Source organism: Candidatus Chlamydia corallus (genome assembly GCF_002817655.1).
Taxonomy (GTDB): domain Bacteria; phylum Chlamydiota; class Chlamydiia; order Chlamydiales; family Chlamydiaceae; genus Chlamydia; species Chlamydia corallus.
This window is the reverse complement of sequence record NZ_NWQK01000002.1, coordinates 329549-341980: the sequence shown is the minus strand read 5'-3', so window position 1 is coordinate 341980 and position 12432 is coordinate 329549. Positions and strand designations below refer to the sequence as shown.

Below are 12432 nucleotides of genomic sequence, written 5' to 3'. Positions count from 1 at the left end.
AAACAAAAGGATAATAACAATCTGAAGGAAATCAGAAAAACCCTTCTTGAGAAAGAGGAAATCAAATGAAGCTCTTTCTCTTTTGAGTCTTAAATAAATTATATAATTTTATTTGAAAATTGAGAAAAGAGCACCCGCCGCTGCGCTTCGCAACGAAGGAGCCTCATGATGGCAGCAGTCCAGAAGAAATGGTACCGCATCAAGATTCTCGGAAAAAGCGACACACTCTAAAATTGCTAATTTATCTTGCCAACGACTGTGATTGTAGAGTTCGGAGACCTTTTGCAGGGAAGCACAATCTTTTTTTTGACACAGGGCAGCTAAAGCTCCTTCCAGTTTTGCTGCAAAACAGGCATCGGTAACCAAATCTTCAGAAGTTTTCACATCTCCCTCTTCCCAAAACATTCCAGAAAAAAAACTCCATCCCTGAGCTTGCTGTCCCGAAAGGAAAGTTGCTGTTACCGCCTTGGCTTGGCTATAGCGGGCTACCGCTAAAAGGCGAATCAACTTTCTACCAATCTCACGTTTAATCATATCGGAATATAGAGGAAGAGCATCGTCTCGTACATTCCATTGTGCATCCCATAAAAAATGTTCTATAGCCCAACACATTTCAGGATTTGAAAGATAGCAAGCAATAACATCTCCAGCTCTTTCAATATCCTCACGGCTAACAAGAAGCAAAATCGCAAGATTAGCAGCAGCCTTTCGAGAAGAAAGCGTTCCCAAATATTCTCTTGCCAAAGGAACACCGTGTATTCCTAAAGAACAGAGAGCAGCGGAGGCTGCCTCACAAACAAGAGGCAGAGGAGATCGCAGGCCCTCAACCAAAGAGTCGTAACCCAAAGAGTCTCCGTGCAAATGGAGAAGGGCAGCGGCTTGAAAACGTACTTTCGAAAATGGAGAGGATCGCACCACATGGCGCACTTTATCTAAAAAAGCTTCGTGATGTAAAGGGAGTTGACGACTCCAAGCTAGAGCAGAAAGCAAGAAAGACTCTTGAACTTCAGGGTGCTCTATGGATAATAGTTCGGTGAAAATCTCGCTAGTTTCTGGCAGGACACCGTTCCGCAACACTTCACAAGAAAACAACGCTTGATCGATATCATCCTTAGTTAAGTTGGTCTCTAAAAATTGAGAAGAAAATTCTAATGACGCTTTCCATGCCTCTCGACGCTCTACACCGTCTATAAGCTTGTTCTGAGCACGTTCTCTTAAAAATGGCAACAAATGCTCTATCTGCAACAGAGCAATAACCTGATATGCTGTGATTCGAACATGAATAGAGTCGTCATCACGAGCAAGTTCTGCAAGAGCCTTTTTCAAACTCTCAGAGCCATAGTTCACAGCAACCTGAAGAGCCAATGATCGGACAATAGCACTGTCATCATTAAAACTTTGGAGAAGGAGGGGAACCAATCGAAAATCTCTAGCAAGCCCAATAGCAAGGACACTAACAGCACGGACAGTAACAGCAGGATTTTCTATTCCCTGGCGCAGAACTTGAATTGCGAATTCTTCCAAAACATCCCGATCATAAGCTAACTCTGGGTAGGAGAGCTGACACTTTTTAAAACTTATAAACCAATCATCAAAAGAGGAATTTTGAGCCAAAGCCTTTAAAACTAGCTTAGCCTGAACTAAAGAATACTCTTTAGAATCCAAAAGACGTATGCCCTCTTCTGAAGCTTTTGAAAAATCTTGAATCAACAAGTGGCATCGAAGGGACTCCGAGCCTAACAGTGACCCACAAAAACAAAAGAAAATTAGGCTATAGCACCTAAAGGACGCCCACCTAAAAGATGAATATGTAAATGAAATACGGCTTGTCCTCCCTCAGCACCATTGTTGATAACAACTCGGTACCCTTCGGCAATTCCAAATTCTGCAGCAAGCTCTTGTATGATCTTTCCAGCCTCTGCTATTAAAATCATCTCGTCCTCATTGACATCCTGAAATCTCGGTATAGGTTTCTTAGGAATGATAAGAAGATGAACAGGAGCTTGAGGAAAACGATCTTTTATAGCTATGAAATTTTCATTTTCAAAGACCTTTTCACAGTCTATCAATCCGTCAATAATTTGCTTAAATACTGTCATATAATCCCTCGATCTTGTAACGTTAACCGCAAAGCACTTTGACAACTTTCTCTGTTTGTCCATACAGAAAGGAAAAGACCTTTATGACAGAACACAGCTCCAGGAATACCTGAGACCTTAGATAACTCTTTACCTAACAAGCCAGCCCAATCTTCGGGGAAAGGAACCCGGACTTCCATACGGCGATCTAAATTCGGAGGAATGCCTCGTAAAATCCATTGATCACAGGAAGGAAAACAAACAAAAGCTGCAGGGTGCTTTTCTCCCCCCAGAAAAAAGAAATTTTCCTGCCATGCTAAAGGACGATCAAAATATAAGCACATTTCGTCTGTTTCCATTGCTTCTCTCACAATTCCCCTACAGACACGATCATACTGAAACTTCTTCCTTAGCCGACACAAAAAATCAATGGTAAAATGCAAAGCGCAGGAAAAATCTGCATCTGAACAAGTTTCTTCTTCTTCGCGGGGATTATAAATTTTAATAATATCAGAAAAAGAACAAAAACCCTCGCTGGAGAAGAATCTGCCATTATCTTGTTCATCCACACCGTGCACTAGCGTATTGTTGAGGAAATGATATTCCTCAGAATCCATATAACCACGTTCTTTAAGATAATGCAAAATCATACCCGCACTACTCCAAGATCCATTATAAGAAACTTGGTGATGATCAAAACGCTTTTTCTCTATAGAATAGACGCCACCAACATCACAAACATATTCACATTTCGACAACGCCTCAGGATCTCGAGAACGTATAATTTTACCTTCATCTACAAGATCGAAAATAATGAGGAGAGCACACGCTGTGACCTCATCTGCATGGAAAGAACCATCGTGAGTACCAATGCTTCTTGGAATCTGCATACTTACCATCCTCTTTATCCAATCCTCCATTGTATCCAGAGAGAAATAATTCTCAATTGCAAAGACTGTTCTTTACATTTTACTCAATCTCTCCGAGAGAAAATTTCTTCCCTATTTTCTAAGAAACTTTATTAAGAGGGTTGCTTTCCACTAATCAGTTCTGTGTTATGAGCGATCACTCCCCCTACCAAATTGCAGAAAATTATAACAACAAACACAATGAATTCATTATATGAAATTATTCTAGAAACGCTAGTCTTAGAAACACAAGGGTAATCCTTACCATTTTTTCAACTTTCGAACCTTAAAATATGATGAATTATGTATAATTTACTCCATGCTCGCCATGATGCAGTCTCCCCAGATGGACGGCTCACCTCTCCTTTGAAAAACCTCTCGCCCAATGTTTACGAAGGAGAAATCCTAGTCGAAAATATTCCTGCATACTTTCTTGGATTTCATCTACCCCAACACTGCATACAAGTAAATTTAAAAAGTTCCTTGGCTCAACTCGGCGTCGAAGCCGTTTTAAATCATCTAGAACTAAATATATCCCGAAAAGAAGCTCGTCTACATGTCCTCTTCATGAGTCAAGATCCCATAGCGACTGCTATGTTGGAACTCTTAGAACCTGGAAGCTTTGTCTGTAAGCTCTTTGCTGCTGATGATCGCCGACTCGTACGCTCTCCCTGCTATCTCAATAGAATGTTTACACATACAGACCGTACAGGATTTCCACTGCTACGCTTCGGAAAAAAGCTTGAGCACTTCATCACTCTAGAGATCATTAACGATCGGCTTGTAGTTTTCCTTCCTATTCTTCCAGGAACCATCTGTTACGAAGAGACTATTTATGGATTTCTTCCTCTCATCAGCAAATCCCTAACTCGTCCCTATTTAAAAATACGCAAGTTTCTTCCTTTGTATCAAATTGTAAAAGACCAGGAACCTCTCCCAGAAGATCATAGAATTCTTCTCATAAAAACAGAACCTCTGCATATCAGGACAGTCTTTGCAAGAGTAGTTCAGGACTTACTTCCTAAAGGACTTCGCCACACCTCGGCGGATATTCTTGAACCCACAACACAAGAATCTGGGGATATTTATGAATTCTATGGAAGCACTTCAGAACCTGTTGAGAGAATTCCTTTAGAATTTTTTACTCTTGAGCCTTACAAAGAACACTCTTTTTTCTTCTACAGAGACATGCTCCAAGAAACCTTAGAATCTGCTCAAGAAGTCTTTCGTGTTTTTGAATCAGCACCCAAAGGACAAGATAAAGCGGCAATGTTTATATCTAAGGGTAGCGAGCTTCTTGAGCTCTCTCCAGATTCTTGGATCATTAAACCTCTAACTTCGCTACCAGACGAAACGCATCCTAAGGAAATCCAAAACTACATTGAGAATCAACCTTGCTTCCCTTTCTTAAAAGCTATGGAAACGGATTACATCACAAGCCAGGGAGTCTTGTTTTCCCGATACTTCCCTTCAGCTATCCTGAAGGGAATGTTCCTTTCCAACCACTCTCGCTATTATCTTCAACGTATCTACTTCCAGATTCCTTCTCCAACCTCTGGAGATTTTTTTTCTAATCAAGATCGGATATTCCTTCTCGACTTATATTATGCAGGAATTTCTGTATTTTGGGCAGACTTAGAGTCGAAACGACTCTTGGAGTATATCAAACGCAGAGACAAAGATGTCGGCATGTTTGTCCCTAAATACCAAGCAGAGGAGTTTGCTCAAGCTTACTTTGTAGGGATCCACGGCTCTTGCCTCATTGCTGGAGATTATGATGAGCTTCTCCGAGAGCTTTTGCAAGGAATGCGCTCTCTTTCTCAACAGTTCACTATTCCAGGATTCTCTCCTCATACGCCATTGGCGATTCTTACAGGAGGGGGGTCTGGCGCTATGGAGGTTGCCAATCGTGTAGCCACAGAGCTCTCCATACTCTCTTGTGGTAATTTAATTAGCTTAGACACTACCAACCCCTATGTAGAAGCAAAAATGAGCTATGATCTTCCTTCTCTTTTAGAGCGTCAGGCAGACTTCCACGTAGACCTTGCTATATTCGTGATCGGAGGAATGGGAACAGACTTCGAGCTACTTCTGGAACTCATTAGTATCAAAACGGGGAAAAAATCCCTAGTTCCCGTCTTCCTCATCGGACCCGTAGACTATTGGAAATCGAAAATCACAGCTTTGTACAATGCAAATCATGCTGTAGGAACCATTCGGGGTTCTGAGTGGGTACACAACTGCCTATTCTGCCTATCATCAGCAAAAGCAGGCATTGAAGTCTTTCGTAGATATCTCAATAATACACTCCCTATAGGGCCCGAGCATCCTGTCCCCAAGGAGGGCTTTGTTATCGTTTAGAACCCATAGGTAAGACGGAAGCCGTAGTAATTACATGGTTCATGAATAAATTGCCCTTCTTTAGAAAATCCCTGGTGATATTCTAAAACAGCACGAATTTTCCTACCAATCTCCTGAAATTTGGCCCACTCCATGCCTAAAATATAACTTTGATCTAAGCCAAATTTTTGTTCTTCCCAACAACGGAAATGCATAGCAAAAATCGGTTGAGCGTGTAGATTTCCTTCTCTCAAGCCAAAAGGTCTGAGTTCCGCACCCCATTCACAGTAGAACGGCCGTTCAGGAAAGGAAAGATCCCTACTAACAATATAGCCGCAGCCGCCATAAAGGCGAATCTGCGATGTGTAACGCAGCGAAATAAAGAGATCCACTCCCTCATCACTCAAATTAAACCTCGGGAAATTGGGGTGAGTAAGAATAAACTCGTCTCCTAAATGGGAAGAGAGGTGCCACAGGCGGAGTCTAAAACTCCACTTATCTATAGCCCCCGCCCAGAGTCCAGCGACAAAAAAGTCTGAATTAACCATGCATGATTCAGGGTGATCTAAATCAAAAACAGAAAAGACACCTCCCTGAATTCCGAAATCACAATCTACATGAAATCGAGAAATATCAAAAAGACGCAAGAGAACAAAATCTCCTCCAAAGATGGTAGCCCCTACCCGATTCCCCACCACCTTCTCATTAAAACGAATGCCACTACTGTTGGTAACCTGACGAGGATCTGCAATCAGAGGAGAAAACAAAATGGTGTTCTGAGGTAACCATACTCCTTCCTTGCCACAGAAAATCGGCACTCCTAAAGCTTTCTCTTTAGGGAGCAGCGGGCGGTCCGTGGAGGACCTCGCTACACAGTCACGATAAGGTCGTTCGCAAATCTCTACAGAGCATATGAAGGGGAGATCCCTAACAAAATTGGTAATCGCTTCCGATAAACTCGAATCTACAGGCAAAGAGAAAAGATACGCCCTGTTCTTCTCAATAACAACTTGAGTACGGCTATCTAAAAAATGCATATCTAAAAGGGACTGCGCATAACCTGTAAGATAACAGTCGTTTTCATAATACCAGAGATTTTCTGGTAGTTGATCTGAACGTGAAACAGACTTATTTTCGCATTTGCAATCACGACAAGAAGGTTCTTCCTGAGCTATGCCGCCCATAGAGAGCGTCAAGAAGCTAAAGAGTAAGCCAAACCAAGAATACCAAGAGTGAAAAGCTGTTCCCATCGTAAGGACAGTCTATAGAGAAGAAAGTATTTATTTCGCAATACCCTATAGCAATCCTTAAAACCGAGACACCCCGCCCCTCTTTTCCTGGGTAGGAAAAAAGAGAAGGAAAGAAAAATTTGCAAACAGCTTACAAGAATACCCTCGCATCTTCTGAGTCCATTCTTGCTATACTAACTCCTTCCTATCTAATACAGAACTACGATTCACGAAATCCTAAGTAGAGGAACCTCCCGCGCCCTCTTCTTCTGATTGACTCTCTTTCCAGTGGACATGTTTACTCGTTTTTTCTCCCTTAGACTTTTTTAAGATTCCTTTAGGTTGCTCTATAAAAGTTGTTTCCGCCTCTGGCGATACGGTTCTCCCTGCATCTCTACATTTTTGACTTCGTTTATAGGTTCGCAAACGTATGTAAGAGGGGTGCGGTGGGAAAAAAGTTGCGGGGGAGCTCTTTTTCTCTCCTCGCCCTCCAAAAGTTCTAATCCATTGGAAAAATCTTCGAATAATTCCTCCGCCTTTCTTTGAATGGGAACCTGTTTGCTTAGATTGTTCGAAATGTGATTCTGAAACCCCCATCACTTTCTTCTCTAAAGAAGCTCGCCCCTCCTTAGAACCTGGGGATACTCCCAACAAAGAGCCTTTATGCTTTCTACGAATACCACCACGGCGATGCAAGTGAGAGCTCTGTACACCTGGCGTAGAATGTTTCCCATCTTCTGGAGAAGGATTTCTACCCCCATAACCTTCATAAGGATTTACCCTTACCATAATCACCCAAAAAATTTATTCAAAACTTAAGAGTTAATTATAGTGAATAGATTAGAAAAAAGGACTAAAAAACCTTTTAATAAAGAGAATTATAAATATCTTAATAATTATGTGAAACCAGAAAGTATTTCCTTCTTTTATAGAAATCGCTAAAGAAAAATCAGAAAATGGCTATCCAAAAAGCTAGGGCTTTCTTAAGATGTCTTCCAAGCAAATAAAGACCTTACCTGGAGATGACTTATGCGTAGAAATTCCCATTTCCTCCTTCTCAAGCCTCAGTACCTATTTTCTGAAATTAGCCAGAAACTCGCACGGTTTCGCAGGGAAAACCCAGGGATCTCCATTGTAGATCTCTCTATAGGAGATACAACACAACCTCTTAGTCGCCCTATCACTCAGGCAATCAAAGAATTTTGTGCTTCTCAAGAGAAACAAGAGACCTATCGCGGGTATGGTCCAGAAACTGGATTAGAAAAATTACGCACAAAAATTGCCTCTGAAATCTATAGAAATAGGGTTTCACCTGAAGAGATCTTTATTTCAGATGGTGCCAAACCTGATATCTTCCGCCTCTTTTCTCTTTTTGGTTCAGAGAAAACTCTTGGTGTGCAAAATCCTGTCTACCCCGCCTATAGAGACATTGCCCACATTACAGGAATTCGCAACATTGTCTCTCTATCATGCAAAAAAGAAACAGGTTTTATCCCAGAACTTCCAAAAGAAAAATCCATGGATATTCTCTGTCTATGTTATCCCAACAACCCAACAGGAGCGGTAATCACCTCTCAAGAACTACAAGTACTTGTAAACTACGCAAATCATCACGGCATAGTTATTATTTTTGATGCAGCCTACAGTGCCTTTGTCTCAGATCCTAGCCTACCTAAAAGCATCTTTGAAATCCCTGAAGCCAAATATTGTGCCATAGAAGTCAACTCCTTCTCTAAGCCCTTGGGCTTTACAGGCATGCGCCTTGCCTGGAACGTGATCCCTAAAGAACTCACTTACGACAATAACGAACCTATTATCGATGATTGGAAACGACTCTTTACAACCACATTTAACGGAGCTTCTCTCCCCATGCAAGAAGCGGGTTATTGCGGCCTAGATCTATTTCCCACACCTCCAGCAATCTCTTTATATCTAACCAATGCGCAACAACTTAAAAAAAGCTTGGAAACCGCAGGATTCGCAGTTCACGGTGGAGATCATGCCCCCTACCTTTGGGTGGAACTCCCTGAAGGAATCTCCGATGATCAGGCTTTTGATTTCTTCTTACACCAGTATCACATTGGGGTGACTCCGGGCCACGGCTTTGGTACCTGCGGACAAGGATTTGTTCGCCTATCAGCTCTTGCACAACCAGAGAATATTGCTTTGGCCTGTGATCGCCTCCTCGCAATTCCACTACATGAAACCCTGGTTCTTGCATGATCATTCTACGTAAACTATCTCGATATGTATTTTTCTTTTCGCTGCTTTGCTCTTTCATCTATGTGGTGACCTGTGGTTCCCAGGCAGATAGTGTCTCGTTGCCTAAAATCGCCATTTTCTTATCCTTTCCTCACCCCTTATTAGAAGATTGCAGCCAAAGCTGTATAGAAACCTTGAAAGATTTTGAAAACCTTCCTGAAATTGTTATTCTAAATGCCGAAGACAGTGTCGCAAAAGCAAGGAAAATTGCTCGCTCTCTACATACCGACAAAAATGTAGTTGCTATTGTAACCTTAGGAACAATCGCCACGAAGGTCATGAGTCATATTGAAACACAGAAGCCCGTGATCTATGCCGCCGTTCCTGATCGCGAAACCCTAACTCTTCCTAAAAGCAAAACGAATGTCTATGGAGTTAACGATAACTTAGACATTAACCAGTACTGCTTCGCTATACAGGCCGTAGCTACTAATGCCCAATCTATAGTTTATTTAAAACCTTCCGAACCCTTCCCCTCAGACTTACAAAAAGAAATTGTGAAGAAACTCCATGCCTCAGGAATCGAGGTAATTGAAATCCCCATTACAAGCAGTACCTTTAAAACCCAGATACGCCAGGCTATCGATAAGCGCCCTTCTGCCATCTTTATTCCTCTTTCCCCACTCCCACATAAAGAAGGCACTGCGTTCCTTCAGGAGATCCTCAAAGAAAAAATTCCTATTGTTACCGACGACATCTCCTTAATTGCTGATGGAGCTTGTATTGCCTGTAGTGTGGATTACAAAAAATCAGGAAAACAGATTGCACAAATTGTGCACCAACTACTCAACAATCACAATGTGGAAAGCTTACGTAAAATCACCGCTCAACCTTTGTCATCTACAACCACATTTAATGAAGATATCATCAAATACTTAGGAATTAAGCTTCATAAAACAGAACGTAATCGGTTCTTATCTTTCAAAAGTAAAGGATCAGAAAAAACTGAAAAAGGAAAAAACGTAGCCGTGAGTTAAATACGCTTTACGCCGATCTGCAAAGAAAAAACAATCTCTTGAACTTTTTTAGGAAGGAGAAACTTTTTCTCTCGAGAAGTCTCTCCTGAAATTAAAGTTACATCACGCTTCGGGAGGGAGAGAGCTTCTGCTAATAAGGAAATGACAGCGTCATTAGCTTTACCTTTTTCTGGAGGCTCGGTAACACGGACCTTCAAAGCCTTTCCATCAAAACCTACAATTTTATTCTCTCTGGCTTTTGGAGTTACTTTGACCTCTAGGATCCAGGAATCATCCTCCAAAACAACCCTCTGAAATGTTTAGGCAACCGTTCGTTTCCTTTAACCATTCTGCTAAAGTGTGCAGACAAACCCTTGGGGCCCAATGATATTTCAAGACTCCCTGAGCAAATCCAGGCCCAGCAAGATCGTAACTCTCACCTTTGAAAAGCTGCCCCACCCTACAAAAATCCAAACCTATGAAGGGTTGACTACTTACAAATAAAACTCGCTCTGGAAACGCCTCTTGATAAGAACGGAATAAAAGCAAAGTATCCTTACGATTAGCAACCAATCGATCTTCACCTGGCTTTGCTAGAAGGAAGGTCACTCTTACTCCCGAAGCATTATCACGCCACACTCTAGGTACAAGCATTTGCGCCCAAACAAATTTGGCAATTTCTTCTTCAGAAGATGGCGTTACCTGGTTTTCAGATTTCCAGTTCTCTTCCGTGGGGAAGGGATTATAGCGAGAATCAAAGAAATGTTCTTGCTCTTCAATAGACTGGTAGCGTCCTCGCTGACCACATAGGAAAACTATTTTCTTGAAACGTACACCACGGTGCCACTCGCGCACCAAAAAATCTAAGCGCTGACGTAGCGCTGGCAAAGGTCCACCAAAAACTACAGCACAATCATAAGTTGCAGAATACGAAGGAACAGCTTGAGTCATGTGCAACAATGAGAGGTCGTTGTAGAAAGCATGCTCATCTTTGATCTGGCAAACAGAGACTAATTCTCCAGAAAAACGTTCTTCAGGAGTTAGTGTCCAAGCAGAGGTTGATTCTATTAAACCCTCAACACTATCAGCTTCGGGCAAGCCAGAAACTTCTAGTAAACGATTGACTACTGGAATATACTTGTCAATCGAACATCTGGAATTTACTTTTGACCAAGGACAACACCCAACAGAAATGAGCGTCGTCATTGCGAACAAAGCTACTGCCCATCTTGCTTTTTTCCTATTCATAAAGGGCGCCCTCCTTAACCAGCAATATTAGGCGCCACTATATAACAAAAATTCAAAAAAAACAATAAACAAACAACCGCAATCTTAACTACAAAAACAGGACTAGAAAGTAAAATCTATCTATTCTGATTAGGGGTTTTTTCTTCTCAGGAGATCTGGCTTTATTATAAGACTGTCCCTCCTTCACCTTCACTAAGATTGCCCTGCTGCCCCCTATCTGTTGCGCGGGTTTGATTACGGCGATCCCTGTGTAAAGATTCGGGGCTTGAAGAATCCGCATCAGGTCTTAAAATCCCATCTTCTTCAGACACGTCGCTTCGGCGAGATCCGTCTACTTTCTTGGAACTAGAACGATCCGCAGCAGCAGATTGTTGTTCCTGAGAAGCATCGGGATTAAGGGTTGGTGAAGATCTGGATCCAGGCAAAAGACCCAGCCGTCTCGCTATCCACATCAAAACAAAAGTAATATTATCGTAGCAGCTCGAAATAAAACCTACAAAAGTAGCCCAAAGGCGACGCAATTCGTTCAGAAGCCGTTCGCAACAAGACAAGCTACCCTCAGGAGTGCTACTATCCTGAGAACCAGGAACCTCACTTTGCTTCATAGCCTGGAATTCCTCTAGAGTAGGGATCTCCATTTTTTCAACCTTGAGAAGCAAATCTGTAGAAGTCAGCACAATACTTGGAAGCCCTTTTTCAAAATTAAGATTCCAGTGCTCTTCTCTAGCGTTCAGCTCAAGCCCCAAGAATTCTAGCTGGTCAAGAACAACTTTGGAATCTGCAAACAACAGGTTCAGATCTTCGCGACTGGTTCCCTGTAATTTATGATGCAAATCTGTTAACAGACTTAAACTAAGCCTGGAACGCTTCTCAAATGAACGAACATATCTTAGAAGAGTCTCGTAATCCTTACGCAGCGATTCGAGTCTCTCTAAAGATGCACCCTCAGTACTTCGAGGACTCTCTTCTTTACTTCTACTTGCCCCTGCCCTTGAAGGAAAACAGGCACTTAGTTCAGAAGCAACTTCATTGACAAGTCCCTGGACACTATCGAGATCCTGTAAAAGACCCTGGACACGCTCTACAAGTGAGGTAAGTTGTTCAGAAAATATAGTGTTAGAAGAAGTCTCGGCTACGATTTCTCCCATTGTGCTATTCACTACCTCCGCGGATGTAGCCCCAATCCCTTCAGGAACACTAAGTGCAGTGACTATAGGAAGAGCCACAGCAGAAGTGCCTTGACTGTCATCTCCAGGCGAGACACCTGCACTTTTCTCTGTATCCTTAGAACGAGGTAGTTTTTCTGGTGGAGTCGGGGCTCCAGGTGTTTGATTTACTGACGACATAATATTAAAATTAAAAACACGAATAAATATAGACTTAATTATAAATTAATTATTAAATTTTTAAA

Annotated in this window: 11 protein-coding genes; 3 read left to right on the top strand and 8 right to left on the bottom strand. The window is 41.9% G+C overall.

Features of this window, described 5'->3' with window-relative positions; all coding sequences use genetic code 11:
- Positions 1–108 precede the first annotated feature (108 nt).
- From CMV32_RS04060 to CMV32_RS04050, 3 genes are read right to left on the bottom strand one after another with little or no spacing between them, the layout of a single operon-like run.
- Complete coding sequence (locus CMV32_RS04060) at positions 109–1743, bottom strand: HEAT repeat domain-containing protein (RefSeq protein WP_100934632.1); 1635 nt, start codon at positions 1741–1743, stop codon at positions 109–111.
- A gap of 23 nt (positions 1744–1766) precedes the next feature.
- Entirely contained in the window at positions 1767–2099 is a 333-nt protein-coding gene (locus CMV32_RS04055) for a histidine triad nucleotide-binding protein (RefSeq protein ID WP_100934631.1), read from the bottom strand.
- Positions 2096–2968 carry an MYG1 family protein gene (locus CMV32_RS04050; RefSeq protein WP_100934630.1) on the bottom strand — a complete coding sequence of 291 codons (873 nt, stop codon included), beginning with the start codon at positions 2966–2968 and terminating at the stop codon, positions 2096–2098. Before CMV32_RS04050 ends, CMV32_RS04055 begins: the two co-directional genes overlap by 4 nt.
- Before the next feature lie 321 nt (positions 2969–3289).
- On the opposite strand from CMV32_RS04050, the gene CMV32_RS04040 reads away from it, so the two are divergent.
- Positions 3290–5347, top strand: a complete 2058-nt coding sequence (locus CMV32_RS04040) for an LOG family protein (RefSeq protein ID WP_100934629.1) — start codon at positions 3290–3292, stop codon at positions 5345–5347.
- Here CMV32_RS04040 and CMV32_RS04035 read toward each other — a convergent pair.
- A complete protein-coding gene (locus tag CMV32_RS04035) occupies positions 5344–6510 on the bottom strand; it encodes a DUF1207 domain-containing protein (protein WP_239923154.1) in 1167 nt (388 codons plus the stop codon). The two genes, CMV32_RS04040 and CMV32_RS04035, sit on opposite strands and share 4 nt — an antisense overlap.
- A gap of 282 nt (positions 6511–6792) precedes the next feature.
- A complete protein-coding gene (locus CMV32_RS05620) occupies positions 6793–7344 on the bottom strand; it encodes a hypothetical protein (RefSeq protein WP_239923150.1) in 552 nt (183 codons plus the stop codon).
- Between the two features lie 240 nt (positions 7345–7584).
- Between CMV32_RS05620 and CMV32_RS04020 the strand changes: the two genes are divergently transcribed.
- Together CMV32_RS04020 and CMV32_RS04015 are read left to right on the top strand one after the other, a co-directional pair.
- Positions 7585–8778: an LL-diaminopimelate aminotransferase gene (locus CMV32_RS04020; protein ID WP_100934628.1), complete on the top strand. Its 1194-nt coding sequence runs from the start codon at positions 7585–7587 to the stop codon at positions 8776–8778.
- On the top strand, positions 8778–9794 hold the full coding sequence (locus tag CMV32_RS04015) for an ABC transporter substrate-binding protein (RefSeq protein WP_239923153.1): 1017 nt from the start codon (positions 8778–8780) through the stop codon (positions 9792–9794). Before CMV32_RS04020 ends, CMV32_RS04015 begins: the two co-directional genes overlap by 1 nt.
- Here the strand turns inward: CMV32_RS04015 and CMV32_RS04010 are convergent.
- The 3 genes from CMV32_RS04010 to CMV32_RS04000 form a co-directional block, all read right to left on the bottom strand.
- Positions 9791–10075: a DUF167 family protein gene (locus tag CMV32_RS04010; protein ID WP_100934626.1), complete on the bottom strand. Its 285-nt coding sequence runs from the start codon at positions 10073–10075 to the stop codon at positions 9791–9793. The genes CMV32_RS04015 and CMV32_RS04010 overlap by 4 nt on opposite strands.
- Positions 10065–11021 (bottom strand): hypothetical protein, encoded by a 957-nt coding sequence (locus CMV32_RS04005; RefSeq protein WP_100934625.1) that lies wholly within the window; start codon positions 11019–11021, stop codon positions 10065–10067. Before CMV32_RS04005 ends, CMV32_RS04010 begins: the two co-directional genes overlap by 11 nt.
- 164 nt (positions 11022–11185) lie before the next feature.
- Positions 11186–12367: a CT392 family protein gene (locus CMV32_RS04000; RefSeq protein WP_239923149.1), complete on the bottom strand. Its 1182-nt coding sequence runs from the start codon at positions 12365–12367 to the stop codon at positions 11186–11188.
- Positions 12368–12432 lie beyond the last annotated feature (65 nt).